The sequence below is a fragment of the Alicyclobacillus sendaiensis NBRC 100866 genome, assembly GCF_001552675.1.
Classification (GTDB): domain Bacteria; phylum Bacillota; class Bacilli; order Alicyclobacillales; family Alicyclobacillaceae; genus Alicyclobacillus; species Alicyclobacillus sendaiensis.
The window spans coordinates 33,590-48,857 of record NZ_BCRQ01000013.1 but is presented as its reverse complement, the minus strand read 5'-3'; the positions used below and the strand labels follow the sequence as shown (position 1 = coordinate 48,857).

Genomic DNA, 15,268 nt, shown 5'->3' with positions numbered 1-15,268 from the left:
CGCGCGACGCGCGGCACGTGTTGCAAGCGAAGCGCCTGGCACAGCTTCTCACGGCAAGAGGCCCGCTGCGCTCAACTCGTCGCGAAGCGCGGGAAGTCTGCGGCTCTCGAGGGCCACGACCGCTCGCACCTCGTCCCAGGCAGCCCCGCGACCGGCGGCCGTCAGGCCGTTCTGCAGCGCCGCAAGCCACCGGCACGCCCGTCGATACGCGTCCCGGCCTCGAAGGCTGATGGCTTCCAGGGCGACCCGCGCGACAAGCTGGACGAGCCTGTCGGCGTCTTCGGCGGCCAGCCTGGCCATCACACCTTCCAACCCGGGCCCCGGCGACCACATCTCCGCGCCTTGAAGCCCCGCCTCAAGCGCGCGCCACGCGTCGTGCACACATCCCTCGTGAAGCAGCAAGTCGCAGGCAGCGGCAATCTGCCGGTGGTTCAGGAGCAGATGCGCGCACTGGACCACCGCGTCGCGCCGCGCACCGCGCGGCAGGCGCGCGAGCCAGGCATCCCGCCTGTCGCCCGTCGGATCGCACAGGAACGCCTCGCGCAAACAGGACGTGGCGCCATCCGACTTACCCTGACGGTCCATCACGTGCGCGAGCATCGCCCATACGTCCGCCGACGACAGCCTGGTTGCCATCCGCTTCAAACTCGACTCCGCAATCGCCCACTGGAGCGCGTTCATCGCGGCCTGCGCGAGCCGCATGTCCGTTTCGCGGTCGGCCACCGGGCGCATGCGGGCGATCTCGTCCGCCGCAGCGAGATCGCCCACCTGGAGCGCAAAGTCGATCATCTCGCGCCAGTTCTCCTCGATGAGCGCGGCGAGCGGCCGTGGAATCCAGGGCACGTGGGGCACGCAGCCGTCCAGGCCTGGCGGGCGCGGGAAGTCGTCGAATGCGACGATTCGCTCGCAGGCGGCCTGCAGATGGTGCGCGTCCAACCATCCGCCCTGCAGTGCGGAGAGCGCGACGAGCGCCTCTTCGGCGCACGCCGCTTCGGAGAGCTTGGCCAGGGACCACGCGCGCCACGAGGCCAGCGCCTCCCCGCCGAGACGGCCGAGCCGCTCGACCGCAGCCGCGAGCGGGACACCCAGGGAGCGAAAGAGCGCCCTGTGGCGAAGCTCGGCATCGCCCTGACGTCGTCGCCGAGGCGCGCGACGAGCCGACGGTACTCGTAGACCGCGTAGGGCGCGAGCGGCGCGGGCGCATGGCGCGCGAGCGCGTCCGCGAAGCCCTGCACGAGCCGCCTTGCGCTCTCCCAGCCCGCATCGGTGTACGTGACCGTGACGGAATGCGGCTCATCGCGCGAAGCGGAGATGAGGGTGTCGCCTTGCGCGACCTGGTCGGCAGCGAGAAGCAGCGCCCGCGCCTCCTCCTCAAGCTTCGAGAGGGAAACGCCATCCGCCCATCGGGCGGGCGCCGTGTGCACAAAGCGCGTGGCGCGAACGAGAAGCGACACGTCGGGGCGCGACGCCATGACGTCGGCGACATAGGCCGGCCATTCGCCGTCGCCGACGGCGCCGAGGAGCGCGTCGAGATCGAGCGGCTGGCCCTGTCGGATGCCGTCGAGTCGCGTCTCGCGCGCGACGTGCACCGCGACCGCGACCACGTGTTTGCACGGCCGGCCGTACGGGCACGAACAGCGGCTCCTCTCCACATCGTCCACGTTAAGAAGGACGCGATAGTCGGCCGCGCCGCGCACGACGCCGCAAATGACGCCGTCTTTCAGCGCCCAGGAGACCACGCGCCCCTCGTCTGCGTATTCCACCCCGCGATAGAACACGTACTCCGGGAGAACGTCCTGCCACCCAGAGGGTGACGTGAGATCTCGCAGCGCTTTGCGCCAGCTCGACGCGTGGTGCACGTCCTCACCCCCAGTGCCGGATCCAAAGCTGCCACAGGCCCCTCGACGCGGCGCAAGCCCGCGGCCCTTCAGCGGTCGTGCAGCCCCTTGCCCACGAGGATCATCGGAATGCACTTCTCGACGCGCGCCGCTCGCGTTTTCGACTGCTTGGGCGCCGAAAAGTGCATCAGGTACGCCCGCCGCCTGCCAGGTGTCAGCGACTCGAACGCCTGCCGCAACTCCGGCATCTCCTCGAACTTGCGCAAGAGCTCGTCCGGCAGCGGCAAATCCGGCGCCTCGCGGGGTGGCGCCGCTTTGCCCCCGCGCTCGATCTCGACCGCCTGCTCGAGATACTCGCGAATGGCCGCCTCGCGCGCTCGGACCTCATCCGCGCTCCGAAACCGCATCTGGCGGCCCACCTGCGTGTGCTCCCCCGGCTTCTCCAACAAGCCGTGGCGATCCTCGATCATCCCGCCCTTGAGGAAGTTGAGCGCGCAGTAGTCCTTGAAGGCGCTCAGGATGACCACATTTCGGCCTTCATAGGTGTAACAAGGCTGCCGCCACTTCACTTCCTCCTTGAGCCCAGACGCGAGCAAGATGGCCCGCAGCCCTTTCAAGACCTCCTCCCACCGGTGGACCTTGCAGTCCGGCGTGCCGCCAAACCGGCAGCGCATGCACCCCTGTTGCAAGTACAAATCCACCTGCGGATGGGGATTCCAACCTGTGGAGCCCTCAAGTGCCCATCGATCCGCCAATGTCTCTTCACCGACCCGTCTTCCGCTTCTCCCTCGACTATAGCACAGGAGGACAACCACCGAGCCAAGGCGCACCGACGCCGCGCTCGGCCCATCCGCTGCGCCGCTTGTATCGCCCTGCGGCAGGGCAGGAATTTTCATCGCGGGTGCCCAATATCCATGTCAGGCGTTCAGAAAGTCGAACAGAGGCCCTCGAACGAACGGTCCTCAGGTTACCTCTACGAAGGAGCGTGAAACGCGTGGTTCAACTCCCACACCCGAATCCCGAACACCTCTTCCACACGCCCACCATCCTCGGTCTGGCGGTCGCCAAGGACGAGAGCCGGATCGCCGTGGCCACCAACTTCTCCGGCCGCTACGACGTCTGGGGTATCGATCTCGACTGCCCCTTCCCCTACCGGCTCACGAACGAGGGCCAGGTGCCGCATGCGATGCACTTCGACCCCCAGGGCCGCTACGTGCTGGTCGCGTTCGATCGCGACGGCGACGAGAACGCCCAGCTCTACCTCGTCCCGCCTCGCGGCGGTGAAAAGCAGCCGCTTCGCACCCACGACGGGCGCCGCTTCATGTTCTGCGCCACGTCCGAGGACGGAAACCGCATCTACTATTCGTCGGACAAGGACCATCCGACGTACCTGTGCGGCTACGTGTTCGACCTCGAATCCGGCGAAGAGAAGATGCTCTACGAAGGGGAAGGAGGTCCCACCGTGCTGGTGGCCGTGAGCGACGACGAGACCTCGTTTGTGACCGCGACGGCCTTCGCCAACACCTACCAAATCGCGCACCTCCACCGCGGCGGCGAGCGCATGAGCCTCACCCCGGACCCCGGAACGCCGCATGTCGTCGATGCCATCGAGTTTGCGGGCGATCTCGTCGTCTTCGCCACGGACTATCAGGCGGACGAACGGTACCTCGCTTCATTCGATCCGCAGACCGGCTCGTTTCAGCGCATCTTTGCGCCCGAACAGGGCAGCGTGACGCACGTGGCCGTGCACGAGGCGAGCGAGACCGCTTACGCCACCGTGATGCGCGGCGTGATCGACGAATTGTACCGAGTCCACCTGCGGACGGGCGCTGCCGAGAAGCTCGGCGCGCCTTGCGACGTCATCGGGCAAATCGAGGTTGGACCGAGCGGGCGGCTCTACCTGCTTGGCGCAAGCGACAACGAGCCCGCGAACGTGTGGATGCTGGATTTGGACGGCAGTTGGCGCCCGCTCACCAGGGTGCGCCCCATGGGCTATGCGCCGGACGACCTGGTCGAGGCCGAGGTGGTCCGCTTTCCGTCGTTCGACGGCCTGAGCATCGAAGCGCTCTTGTTCCGCCCGAAGCCCGAGGTGGCGAACGGCTACACCATCGTCTGGCCGCACGGCGGGCCTCAGGCCGCCGAGCGCAAAGGCTTCCGGAAGCTGTTCCAGTACTGGTTGCGCTTCGGGTACCAGGTGTTCGCACCGAATTTCCGCGGCAGCACGGGGTACGGAAGCACATTCATGAAGCTGGTGGAGCGCGACTGGGGCGAAGGGCCGCGCAAGGACATGGTGGCGAGCATCGAATGGCTCCTCGCGCAGGGCCTCGCGGACCGCGACAAGCTGTTCTTGGTCGGGGGCAGCTACGGCGGCTACATGACCCTCCTCTTGCACGGGCGGCATGCGGACTACTTCCGCGCCTGCGTCGACATCTTCGGGCCGAGCAACCTCGTCACCTTCGCGCAATCGGTGCCGGACTTCTGGAAACCCATCATGAAACAGTGGCTGGGTGATCCGGACGATCCGGCGGATCTTGAACGGCTGGTGAAGGACTCGCCCATCACGTATCTGGACGGCATGACGAAGCCCATGCTCGTCATCCAGGGGGCGAACGATCCGCGCGTCGTCAAGGCGGAATCGGACCAGATTGTGCAGGCGCTGCGCGAGCGAGGGAGAGACGTGGAGTACATCGTGTTTGAGGACGAAGGCCACGGCTTCATGAAGCTGGAGAACGAGATTGAGGCCTACCGGCGGACCGTGGCGTTTCTGGAACGCAACCGCCGCAAATCGGCGCCGTGAGAGCCGGCACCGTGCTGCTCCTCGCCGTCGGCCTCGTCGCCATCTCGTTCTCGGCCATTTTCATCGCGTGGTCCACGGCGCCGGCGGGCGTGATCGGCATGTACCGGCTGTGGATGGCATCCGTCCTGCTCGCGCCCGCCGTGTGGCGCGAACGGCCGCCGGCGAACGCCCTGCGGCGGATGTCGGGATGGCTTGCGGCGAGCGGCGTGCTGCTCGGCCTTCACTTTCTGTTTTGGATTGAGTCGCTGAAGCTGACGAGCGTCGCGTCGTCGCTCATTATCCTGGCGCTCGAACCCGTCTTTGTCTGGGCCGGCGAGTGGCTGTGGCAAGGCGCACCAGCGCGCCCGTTCGATCTCGCCAGCATGGCGGTGGCCATCGCGGGCGCCGCCCTCGCCGCGGCGGCAAGCACAGGGCTCTCGCGCACAGGCGCCTTGGGCGATGCGATGTCCCTCCTCGGCACCCTCGCCGTCTCGGGCTACGTGCTCGTCGGCGCGCGGGTGCGCAAGGAGATCCCCGCTTGCACGTACAACGCCTCGGCTTTCGTCGTCGGCGGCGCCGTGCTCGCGCTCGCCAACGCGTGCCTCGGCGCGCCATTCGGGGGCTACAGCGTCCGCAACTGGCTCTTGTTCGCGGCGCTCGCCGTCGTGTCCACCATCCTGGGCCATGGCATCTTCAACGCGCTATTGCACCGCGTGCCGCCGACCGCCATCGCCATGACGGTCGTGGGCGAACCCGTGGTCGGATCCCTCCTTGCCATGGCGCTTTTGCATCAGCCTATCTCGCCGCTCGAAGCCGTCGGCGGAGCCGTGTGCCTGGCCGGCGTCGGCGCGTATCTCTGGCGTTCAGCGCGCCAAAGCGAGGATGAAACAGATCCACCCCGCCAAAAAGCACAGCCCGCCGATGGGCGTGATGGCGCCGAGCGCCTTGACGCCGGAGATGCTTAGGGCGTACAGGCTGCCGGAGAACAGCACGATGCCCGCCACGAACAGCCACCCGGCCGCGGGCAGAAGGCGAGAATCTGGATGAAGCCGAAGCAGAATGCCGACCGCGATGAGCGCCAGCGCGTGATACATCTGGTACTGATCACCCGTGTGATAGACGGACATCATCTCGCTGGACAGCTTGTCCCCGAGCACGTGCGCGCCAAACGCGCCGAACGCGACGGCGAGAAACGCGAACACGCCGCCCCAAATCGCAAACCCCATCGTGCTTCCTCCTCACATCGCGGGCGGGCGACGGTGGTTCGTCGCCTGCTCGTAATCGTATGCCAACTGGCACAGCCGGACGTCGCTGTACGCGGTGCCCGTGAGCGTCAGCCCGACCGGCTTGCCCTCCTCGGTGTACCCAGCGGGCACGGTGATGGACGGATAGCCCGCCTTCGCGGCGATGGCGCAGCCGTAGTAGTTGACAAACGCCAGCGCGTCCAAGCGGTGCGCCGCGAGCACGGCATCGATGCCCTCCTGCCGCGATTCGCGCAAATCGCGAAGGCGCGCGCGAATGTACGCGCCGTCGGCCAGGTGATGATGGCTCTGGGCCTGCGCCCGCTCGAACACCGCCTGCCCGTAGCGCAGGGCGCGATCGGCATGCTGGGCGTTCCACGCCATCACGTCGCTGAGCGAGTGAACGGGGAGCCACGGCTCGACGGTCGCGAGATACGCGTTCAGCGCGGCCGGAAACTCGGCCACGAGCACGTCGAAGTCGAATTCGCGCTTGGGCAGATCGCACGCGATCACGTCCGCGCCGAGCTCGCGCAGCTCGGACAGGGCGCGATCGAACACGCGCCGCTCGTCGTCCGGAATGCCTTCCAGATACGCCTGTGGCACGCCGATGCGCGCGCCTTGCAGCGCGCCGCGGCGAAGGGCGAGCCAGTCCTCGCGCGCCGGCCAGCGCACGCCCTGCGTCGCCACGTCCCGCGGATCCGGGCCTGCGATGACCGACATCAAAAGCGCCGCATCTCCTACCGTCCGCGCCATCGGCCCCGCCGTGTCCTGGCTCATCGCGATGGGGATGATGCCCCGCCGGCTCACCATGCCGAGCGTCGGCTTCAGGCCCACGAGGCTGTTAGCGCTCGCTGGGCTGAGAATCGAACCGCTCGTCTCCGTGCCGATGGCCGCCGGCGCAAAGCCCGCCGCGACCCCCGCGCCGGAGCCTGAGCTCGATCCGCCGACGTCGAATTGGCCAGGTCCGTACGGATTCAACGTCTGGCCGCCGCGCGAGGAATACCCGTTGGGCATGTGATCGCTCAGAAAATTCGCCCACTCGGTGAGGTTCGCCTTGCCGACGATCACGGCACCCGCCGCGCGCAGCCGGCGCACCACCTCGGCGTCCTCCCGGGCGCGGTGCCCCTCGAGCGCGAGGGACCCAGCCGTCGTCTGCATCGCGTCCGCCGTATCGAGGTTATCCTTCACGAGCACGGGCACGCCGTGCAGCGGACCGCGCAACAATCCGCTTTGCCGCTCCCGGTCTCGCGCCTCGGCCTCGAGCAGCGCCTCCGGGTTCACCTCGATCACGGCGCGAATCCCCAGCCCGTCGACATTGTGCGCGGCGATCTGCTCCAGATGCCGCGCCACGACGTCGAACGAGGACACATCGCCCTGGCGAATGGCCGTCGCGCACTCGGCCACCGTTCCCCTCATGACATCCATCAGGCCGTCCCCCATCTCTTCGTGTCTCACGGCTATTTTGCCACAGCGCGCATACGCTTGTCTTGACCATCCCGCCACGAGATCCGCGCACGGCGTCCCTCGCACAGGAACATCACCCTCGACGCAGACATTGAGCAATCGACCTTTCCTGCGTCCATGACATCCTCGGCCGAGGGGGTCGAGGGCCTGGGTGAAGAAGTTTCGACCGCTTCGAAAAAAGGCGATGGGCGTGGGTGACGTTTCCCCACGCCCAGTCCCTAGCTTCGATGCGGCCCACACCGCGGGCGATGTGGGTCCTGTCGCGACAAAGAGCGCCTTGCCCCGGCCTCAGGCGGCCTGGGGCTCTGCCTCCCGCTTCAGCGCCGTCACCATGGCCGCGCCCACGCCTGCTCCAACGAGGATGGCGACGACGAACAGATACCAGTGCCCGATGAGCGGGAACACGAAGATGCCTCCGTGCGGGGCCGGATTCGTCACGCGGAACAACATGGTGAGCGCGCCCGTCACCGCCGAGCCCACCATGATGGACGGGATCACGCGCAGCGGATCTCGCGTCGCGAACGGAATCGCCCCCTCGGTGATGAAGCAGGCGCCCAGAATCACCGCAGCTTTCGCAGCGTCCCGCTCCTCCGCCGAGTACTTGCGCGGCGCGACAAAGGCAGAAATCGCCATCGCCAGCGGCGGGACCATGCCCGCGCCCATCACCGCGGCCATGATCATCTCGGCTTCCGGCGTCTTGGTGGCCAACAGGCCAACTGCGAAGAAGTAGGCCACCTTGTTGAACGGACCGCCCATGTCGAAGGCCATCATCAAGCCGAGCAGGGCGCCGAGCCCAAGCGACGCGCTCGCGCCGATGTGCATCAGGCCGTTCGACAGAGCGCCCATCAGCGCGGCCACCGGATGGCCCAACACGTAGATCATCAAAAGCCCCACGATGCCCACGGATAGAACCGGAAGGATGAGAACGGTCTTGATGCCCTCGAGCGATCGCGGCACGCGAATCCACTTTTTCAACGCCAGCGTGACATAGCCCGCGACGAAGCCTGCAATGATGCCTCCCAGATAGCCGGCGCTCGCGTTCGGCCCCGCGTGATACATCGTCCCCTGCGTGCCGATCCAACCGCCCACGAGACCTGCGGCGAACGCGGCGCGATCCGCGATGGACTGCGCGATGAAAGCCGCGAGAATGGGCACAAACAGCTTGAAGGCCGATCCGCCGCCGATGTTGTCGAACGCCTGAGCCAAGGACGACTGTCCGTTGATGTCAATGGCCGTGGAGAGCGCGATGAAGATGCCCCCCGCGATGACGAGCGGCAGCATGTGCGACACGCCGTTCATGAGGTGACGGTACACCGCGGGCGTCCCCTGGTTGCGCGCCTGCTTCGCGGCCTGGATCTCGTCGAGCGCTCCGGGCGATCCCTGAGGCTCAAAGGTCGGCGCCGCAAGCGCGTCCTCCAGCAACTTCTCCGGCTCCTTGATAGCGGCGCTCACAGAGGTCTGCAACAAGCGCTTTCCTCGAAAGCGGTCGAGATCGACCTGTTTGTCGGCCGCCACAATCACGGCGTCCGCCTCGCGGATCTCGGCCTCCGTCAAAGCGTCCTCCGCGCCGAGCGCCCCCTGGGTCTCGACGCGCACTTCGTGACCCAACTTCTTCCCGGCTTGCAACAGCGCCTCCTGCGCCATGAACGTGTGCGCGATTCCCGTCGGACACGCGGTCACCGCTACGAACTTGGCCACAGCACATCCCTCCATGTGTCCATTTCGATTTGTGACTTCATCGCCGCAATCTGCGCCAGCGAAGGAAACGCACCCGGCGGCAGTGTCACCTTGCACGTGGCCACCGCGGACGCGAACGCGAGCGCATCGGGCACGGAGACTCCGCTCGAGAGCGCGTGCACCATGCCAGCCACCAGGCTATCCCCAGCGCCGACAGGGGACACTACCTTGACGCGCGGTACGCGAACGCGCCAAACGCCTTCCTCGGTGACCGCGACGGCGCCCTCCGCACCGAGCGAGACCACGACGCACGCTGCGTATCGCGCCATGCGCCTTGCCGCCCCAATCACCTCGACCGTGTCGGCCAAGGGGCACCCGGCCCACTCCGACAGTTCCTGGCGATTGGGCTTGACGACGTGCGGACGCGCTTCGAGCGCGAAGCGCAGCGCATTGCCGCTCGAATCGAGGACGACGCGCGCCCCCTTCTGCACGGCCGCCTCGGTCCACGCGCGGTACCCATCGACCGGACATCCGTCCGGCAGATTCCCGGCAATGACGAGCCACGATCCCGGCCGCAAGGCGCCCAGCACCCGGTCACTCAAGGTCATCCAACTGTCGAGATCGATCGCGGGCGAAGGCCCGTTGAACTCCGTGAGTCGCCCGCTGTCCTCCATCACCTTCAGGTTCATCCGCGTCTCGCCCGGGATTGAGACCCATTCCGCCCATGCGGGTAGGGAGGAAGCCAGCCATCGCCCGCGCGAACCGCCTGCAAAGCCAAACGAGCGGCTCGGCCGTCCCATGGCCTCGAGCGCGCGCGAGACGTTCACGCCCTTCCCACCCGGCACCAGCACCTGTTCATCCACGCGGTGCAGTTCGCCCGGCTGGAGGGCGTCAGTGCGCACGTAGACGTCAATCGCTGGATTCACGGTCACCGTCACGATGTCAGGCAGGCGGAGGTTTTCTGGCTCGTCCGGCTGCGCTGTCATTCCCTCACCCCTCCGTCCTCGCGCTCACAGATGAACTCCACCTCGGCTTCCGCTTGCCAGCGGCGCCACTCGCCGTCAGGCAGAGGCCCGTCCGAGATCCACGTGTCGATCTCGTCCCAGGTCGCCACCCGAACAAAGGCGATCTGATCGAGCTTCGTGCGATCCGCCACGAGCACGGCGCGATCGGCGCAGCGGACCATCGCCCGCTTCACAGCCGCCTCCTGGGGATTAGGCGTCGTGAAGCCGCGCAAGTCGACGCCGTTGGCGCCCAGAAACGCGATATCGACGTGCAGTTCGTCCAACATGCGCTCCGCAAACGGGCCCACGAAAGCTCCCGTCTTGGCGCGAAACTGGCCACCTAACAGGACGAGCTCCAGTTCACGGCGCGAACGCAATTCGGAAGCGATATCCAAGCTGTTGGTGACGACGGTCACGCCCTCGTGCCGCCATTGCCGAGCCAGCTCGTAGGTCGTCGTCCCCGCGTCGAGGAGCACCACCTGTCCGGGCCGCACGAGCTCGAGCGCGAGCGCCGCGATGCGCATCTTCGCCTCTTGATTCTGAATGCGCTTCTCGCTCCACGTGGGCTCAAACGCGGCGATCTCTTTGGCTACGGCCCCGCCGTGCGTTCGGCGCAACACGCCCTGCTCCTCGAGTTCTTGCAGATCTCGCCGAATTGTGGATTCGGAGGCTTGAAACATCTGCGCAAGTTCACTCACGGTCGCGCGTTGATGCGCGAGCACGTGCTGAGCGATGCGGGCCTTGCGCTCATCCGCAAACACAGGCATCACCTCCTGTGCGACGCTCGCCCAACCGCAGGGCTCGCCGTTGCCGAGAAGAAGGCCGGAGGCATCGTTCACATACGAGCGCTTTATTATGCTCAAATATGATTGATTGTGATCATTCTATGGTGTAGCATGGGGATTGTCAACGGAGCGTCGATGGTGCGTGAAAACGCTTGGTTGCGGCAGACCGCCGCGCCCAGCGTGTCGCGCAACGGTGGGAAAACGAGAGGAAGGGAAGGTCCAAGAAGATGACGATGCTGACGCGTGAACACGTGTGCTTTCTGGACGAATCGGTGGCGACGCGAGCCGACGTCATTCGGCGAATGGTGGAACAGGCTCACCGCTCGGGTCACGTGGCCGATGTGGAACGCGCCGTACAGGCCGTGGAGCAACGGGAGCAGGAAGGCACAACTGGATTCGGCAAAGGCATTGCCATTCCGCACGGCAAGAGCGCCGCGGTGCAGGCGCCCGCGCTGTTGTTCGCACGATTGGCGAAACCCGTGGACTGGAACAGCCTAGACGGCCAGCCCGTCGACACGGTGTTCCTGATTCTGGTTCCCGAAGGTGCGCACGACGATCACCTCCGATTGCTGTCCAAGCTTGCGCGGAAACTCATGCACGACGACTTTGTGAACGCACTTCGAGAGGCCGTCGATGAGGATCAGCTGGTGGATACCATTCGCGGAGCCGTCGAAAACTGAGGAGCGCGCCGGGCAATCCGAAGCCACGGCAGCGCGAGAAGGCATCAGGGCCAGCCGCTCGGCGAGCGGCTGGCCCTTCGTGTCACTGCATCGCACCGTAATAACCTAGGTCCTGCTGGATATGCTGCCGCACGACCCGAGGATCTGTCCCGTATTGTGCAAACGCGCCTTGCGAGGCATGGCCCGGAGCGCCATACCCGTACGGTTGTTGCCCTGGCTGCATCGGCATGGCATGCGAATACGGTTGCGCCTGGCCCTGTCCGGCCATCATCCCAGAGGGCCCCATGGGCGACATGCCGTAGCCGCCGTGGCCCGCCGCTTGCTGATACGCCTGGCGCCCCTGCATAGAGATGAGATGCGCCTGTTGGGGCCCGCCGTACGAGCCATAGCCCGAGGCGTATCCGGCATTTTCGTGCATCCCCGCCATGGCTTGTCCCATCGGGTGCGCGTCGTACGCCTGTAGGTCCTGTTGAATATGTTGACGGACCATCTGCGGAGGGGACCCAAACTGGCTCAGCATGCTGTGGCCCATGCCCATGGTTCCCACCGGCGCGTAGCCGTACGACGGCTGTGCGTAGCGCGCGTCCTGCTGGATGTGCTGATGAACCGTTTCGACGGGCGTCGCAAACTGGCGCATCTGCTGATACACCTGCGCGTTGTAGCCCATCCCCTGGCCCTGTCCCTGGGCACCGTACATCGGCTGCATCGGCTGCATCGGCTGCATCGGCTGCATCGGCTGCATCGGCTGCATCTAGGCGTCACTCCTTCGTTGAAGTGGGTGTTTCGCCTGAAGTATGCGCCGACGTCGCCCTCGACATGCAGACGGTGCCGAAAGCAGAAATCCTGTCCAGCCGTCAGGCGTTGAGCGACACCGACCAGTCGTGCGCGGCCTGACCTTCCAGGAACTTCTCCGCGTCCATGGCCGCTTTGCAGCCGGACCCCGCCGCCGTGATGGCCTGCCGATAGCGGGAATCCATCACGTCGCCGCAGGCGAAGACGCCTTCCACGTTGGTCTCCGACGTGTTCCCCTTGGTCACGATGTACCCGATGTCGTCCAATTCGAGCTGACCGCGCAGGAAGTCCGTGTTCGGCTTGTGCCCGATAGCGACAAACACGCCATCGGCCTCGAGCACCTTCGTCTCTCCCGTCCGATTGTCCACCACCTCGAGCCCGGTCACCTTGTTGCCGTCGGACAGCACGCGCTTCGGCCGGACGTTCATCACAAACCGGATTTTGGGGTTTGCCTTGGCGCGCTCCTGCATGATTTTCGAGGCGCGGAACTCGTCTCGGCGGTGGACAATCGTCACCTCGGACGCGAATTTCGTGAGGAACGTCGCCTCCTCCATCGCGGAGTCACCACCGCCGACCACGATGACGCGCTTGTTCCTGAAGAAGAACCCGTCGCACGTCGCACACGTCGACACGCCCCGGCCAATCATCTCGCTCTCGCCCTCAATCCCGAGCAGCTTGGCCGAAGCGCCCGTGGCCACAATCAGCGCGTCCGCCGTGTATTCGTGTTCTTTGTCGATCACGACCTTGAACGGGCGCTGCGACAGGTCCACCCCCGTCGCCATCCCCGACCGAAACACCGCGCCAAACTTTTCTGCTTGCTTCTTCATCGCTTCCATCAACTCCGGACCCATGACGCCGTCCGGAAAGCCCGGGAAGTTTTCCACTTCCGTCGTCATCGTCAACTGGCCGCCCGCCTGATCGCCCTCAAACACGAGCGGCTCCAAGTTGGCTCGCGCCGCGTAAATGGCCGCCGTGTATCCAGCAGGCCCTGTTCCCAGGATGATGAGCCTCCTGTGTTCCATGGAAAGTCCTCCCCTCTTTCATGTTATGTTACCCGTTGCGCCGCGCGACTTCCACTCGGCCCGCCACGCACACGGCGCGATGGCCCTCGATGACGAAGTACAGATCCGCCTCCACAATCTCTGACACGTCTTCCACCCACTGCGACATTCGGATCATCGCGTCGATCACGACGTCCTCATGCGGCTTCATCCGCGACGAAGCGCTGTTGAGGAGCGCGTCGCTCCAAAGTTCTCTGGCGTCCGCGTCCGTCAGCGGCAGGAGGCGCACCGTCGGCAGCGTCTTGGCCGAGCGCCGGAGCGCCGCGGCGCCCCGTTCCTCCGAGGAAAGGTACAGGCGCAGAAGCGGGCCAAAGAGCGGATCCGTCTCCACCACGATGTTGAAGCTCGCCTGCTCCTCGGCCTGGGCGTTCGGCGCATCCGCTGTATCGAGCCCGATGGCGGCGAGCACCTCGCGCACGGCGGGCCAATCCAGCATCACGAGGCCCTGGACGTTCTCCTCACCGCGATACGACGTCGCGGAAATCTCCTGGTACATGCGGGTCCTGGCAAGATCCGTGTCGATCCCGTCGACAAAGGGAATCACGCCCGGATCCTTCTCGCGGTACTCGTGGTAGGCCACAACCTTCGCGAGGGCGCGCACGGCCTGCTCCGGAAACGGATAAATGGGGATCTGCCGCTCTGAGTCCACCTCGAGCATGCGCACGCGATAGTCGCCCGTGGTCAGAAAGTTGGCCACCACGGGCTTTTCGTACGGGTGGCGACCTCCGGGGACGGGCGGATCGTTCGCCACTTCGCACAGCGCGGCCGAGATGGCGACGCGCACGGCCTCCTCGTTCGACGGACCCACGGGCGTGAACAGCACGATGACCGAGTCCACGCTTGGGTCGCGCAGCACCTGCGGCAACACCTCGCGATAGCTCTCCGCGAGCGTCTCAAAACCGACGTTGATGACAGGCCCCACAAATTCTAAACCTTCCCTGACAATGCGGTCGACGGTCATCACGGCGCCCCCGGCGGTGTTCGTCACCACCGCCACGCGGCGCCCACCGCGTGTCGGCCCCGCCTTGAGCAGAACGGCGACGTCAAACAGTTCCTGGAGCGTATCGACACGGATGACGCCGGCCTGCTGAAACATCGCCTCCACCGTCGCGTCCTCGGCTGCCACGGACACCGTCCGCGCGTTCGCCACGTCGTGCCCCACGGGCGTTCGGGCGCTCTTGACGGCCAGGATGGGCTTCTGGCGGGTGATGCGCCGGGCGAGCCGAGAAAAGTTCCTCGGATTCCCGAACGACTCGAGGTAGAGAAGGATCATCTCGATGGCAGGATCGTCGCCCCAGTACTGGAGAAGATCATTGCCGGAGACGTCCGCACGATTGCCCAGGCTGACAAAGCTCGCGACGCCCAGGCCGATATAGGCCGCGTAGTCCAGGATGGTGATGCCGAGCGCCCCGGAGTGGGACGCGATGGCCACGTGCCCGTACTCCGGCACCTTCGGCGCAAAGCTCGCGTTGAGCCGCGTCTCGCTGTCCATCTGGATGAGGCCGAGGCTATTGGGGCCGATGAGACGGCACCCCGCCGCGCGGAGCTTTTCGGAGATCTCGCGCTCCAGCTCCTCCCCTGGCTTATCCATGTCAGAAAAACCCGACGACAAGATCATCACGTGCTTGATGCCCGCGGCGATCACGTCGTCGATGACGGACAGGACCTGCGAGGCGGGCACGACCAGCACGGCGAGATCGACGGGTTCCGGGACGTCGCGCAGGCTGGGATAGGCGCGGACTGCGGCCACCGATTGCGCGGACGGATTGACGGGATAGACCGTCCCGCGAAAATCGCTGTTCAAGATGTGTCGAAACAGGACGTGGCCGAGTCGATCCTTGTTCCTCGACGCGCCCACGACGGCAACCACCTTGGGATGAAAAAAGTGGTGCAACGACGTCATACCGCTCTCTGCCCCTCTCCTGGCGCGAACGGCCGCAGTGGCAACTG

At 66.0% G+C, this 15,268-nt stretch carries 14 protein-coding genes; 3 read left to right on the top strand and 11 right to left on the bottom strand.

The window, feature by feature from the left end; all coding sequences use genetic code 11:
- Nucleotides 1-48: 48 nt before the first annotated feature.
- The 3 genes from AS26_RS14625 to AS26_RS04310 all read right to left on the bottom strand — a co-directional run bounded on the left by AS26_RS14625 (nt 49) and on the right by AS26_RS04310 (nt 2,593).
- The gene (locus AS26_RS14625) at nt 49-843 is read right to left on the bottom strand and encodes a hypothetical protein (RefSeq protein ID WP_245629609.1); all 795 of its coding nucleotides are present in this window, start codon (nt 841-843) and stop codon (nt 49-51) included.
- Nucleotides 786-1,859, bottom strand: a complete 1,074-nt coding sequence (locus AS26_RS14620; protein WP_245629608.1) for an SWIM zinc finger family protein — start codon at nt 1,857-1,859, stop codon at nt 786-788. Before AS26_RS14620 ends, AS26_RS14625 begins: the two co-directional genes overlap by 58 nt.
- A 68-nt stretch (nt 1,860-1,927) precedes the next feature.
- Complete coding sequence (locus tag AS26_RS04310; RefSeq protein WP_306303048.1) at nt 1,928-2,593, bottom strand: YdeI/OmpD-associated family protein; 666 nt, start codon at nt 2,591-2,593, stop codon at nt 1,928-1,930.
- 239 nt (nt 2,594-2,832) lie between these two features.
- Between AS26_RS04310 and AS26_RS04305 the strand changes: the two genes are divergently transcribed.
- Nucleotides 2,833-4,635 carry an alpha/beta hydrolase family protein gene (locus AS26_RS04305; protein ID WP_062306393.1) on the top strand — a complete coding sequence of 601 codons (1,803 nt, stop codon included), beginning with the start codon at nt 2,833-2,835 and terminating at the stop codon, nt 4,633-4,635.
- Nucleotides 4,636-4,646: 11 nt separating this feature from the next.
- Nucleotides 4,647-5,579, top strand: coding sequence for a DMT family transporter (locus AS26_RS04300; protein ID WP_245629607.1), 933 nt, complete (start codon nt 4,647-4,649; stop codon nt 5,577-5,579).
- Here the strand turns inward: AS26_RS04300 and AS26_RS04295 are convergent.
- From AS26_RS04295 to AS26_RS04275, 5 genes are all read right to left on the bottom strand, one after another.
- Entirely contained in the window at nt 5,478-5,840 is a 363-nt protein-coding gene (locus AS26_RS04295) for a DUF423 domain-containing protein (RefSeq protein WP_062306389.1), read from the bottom strand. The two genes, AS26_RS04300 and AS26_RS04295, sit on opposite strands and share 102 nt — an antisense overlap.
- A gap of 12 nt (nt 5,841-5,852) precedes the next feature.
- The gene (locus tag AS26_RS04290) at nt 5,853-7,280 is read right to left on the bottom strand and encodes an amidase family protein (RefSeq protein ID WP_245629606.1); all 1,428 of its coding nucleotides are present in this window, start codon (nt 7,278-7,280) and stop codon (nt 5,853-5,855) included.
- Between the two features lie 327 nt (nt 7,281-7,607).
- Nucleotides 7,608-9,017, bottom strand: a complete 1,410-nt coding sequence (locus AS26_RS04285) for a PTS fructose transporter subunit IIC (RefSeq protein WP_062306386.1) — start codon at nt 9,015-9,017, stop codon at nt 7,608-7,610.
- Entirely contained in the window at nt 9,002-9,982 is a 981-nt protein-coding gene (locus AS26_RS04280) for a 1-phosphofructokinase family hexose kinase (protein WP_245629605.1), read from the bottom strand. The genes AS26_RS04285 and AS26_RS04280 overlap by 16 nt, the downstream gene beginning before the upstream one ends.
- Nucleotides 9,979-10,767: a DeoR/GlpR family DNA-binding transcription regulator gene (locus tag AS26_RS04275; RefSeq protein ID WP_245629604.1), complete on the bottom strand. Its 789-nt coding sequence runs from the start codon at nt 10,765-10,767 to the stop codon at nt 9,979-9,981. Before AS26_RS04275 ends, AS26_RS04280 begins: the two co-directional genes overlap by 4 nt.
- 245 nt (nt 10,768-11,012) lie before the next feature.
- On the opposite strand from AS26_RS04275, the gene AS26_RS04270 reads away from it, so the two are divergent.
- A complete protein-coding gene (locus AS26_RS04270) occupies nt 11,013-11,465 on the top strand; it encodes a PTS sugar transporter subunit IIA (RefSeq protein ID WP_062306402.1) in 453 nt (150 codons plus the stop codon).
- 82 nt (nt 11,466-11,547) lie between these two features.
- Here AS26_RS04270 and AS26_RS04265 read toward each other — a convergent pair whose 3' ends face one another.
- The 3 genes from AS26_RS04265 to AS26_RS04255 form a co-directional block, all read right to left on the bottom strand.
- A complete protein-coding gene (locus AS26_RS04265) occupies nt 11,548-12,216 on the bottom strand; it encodes a hypothetical protein (protein ID WP_245629603.1) in 669 nt (222 codons plus the stop codon).
- Nucleotides 12,217-12,319: 103 nt separating this feature from the next.
- The gene (gene trxB / locus AS26_RS04260; protein WP_062306385.1) at nt 12,320-13,279 is read right to left on the bottom strand and encodes a thioredoxin-disulfide reductase; all 960 of its coding nucleotides are present in this window, start codon (nt 13,277-13,279) and stop codon (nt 12,320-12,322) included.
- Nucleotides 13,280-13,307: 28 nt separating this feature from the next.
- Nucleotides 13,308-15,221: an acetate--CoA ligase family protein gene (locus AS26_RS04255; RefSeq protein WP_062306383.1), complete on the bottom strand. Its 1,914-nt coding sequence runs from the start codon at nt 15,219-15,221 to the stop codon at nt 13,308-13,310.
- Between the last annotated feature and the right edge of the window lie 47 nt (nt 15,222-15,268).

Excerpts from the sequence above, each read along its gene's own strand:
- AS26_RS04275 (WP_245629604.1), bottom strand. The coding sequence starts at position 10,767 with ATGCCTGTGTTTGCGGATGAGCGCAAGGCCCGCATCGCTCAGCACGTG.
- AS26_RS04255 (WP_062306383.1), bottom strand. The coding sequence starts at position 15,221 with ATGACGTCGTTGCACCACTTTTTTCATCCCAAGGTGGTTGCCGTCGTG.
- AS26_RS04290 (WP_245629606.1), bottom strand. The coding sequence starts at position 7,280 with ATGGATGTCATGAGGGGAACGGTGGCCGAGTGCGCGACGGCCATTCGC.
- trxB (WP_062306385.1), bottom strand. The coding sequence starts at position 13,279 with ATGGAACACAGGAGGCTCATCATCCTGGGAACAGGGCCTGCTGGATAC.
- AS26_RS04295 (WP_062306389.1), bottom strand. The coding sequence starts at position 5,840 with ATGGGGTTTGCGATTTGGGGCGGCGTGTTCGCGTTTCTCGCCGTCGCG.
- AS26_RS04280 (WP_245629605.1), bottom strand. The coding sequence starts at position 9,982 with ATGACAGCGCAGCCGGACGAGCCAGAAAACCTCCGCCTGCCTGACATC.
- AS26_RS04265 (WP_245629603.1), bottom strand. The coding sequence starts at position 12,216 with ATGCAGCCGATGCAGCCGATGCAGCCGATGCAGCCGATGCAGCCGATG.
- AS26_RS04270 (WP_062306402.1), top strand. The coding sequence starts at position 11,013 with ATGACGATGCTGACGCGTGAACACGTGTGCTTTCTGGACGAATCGGTG.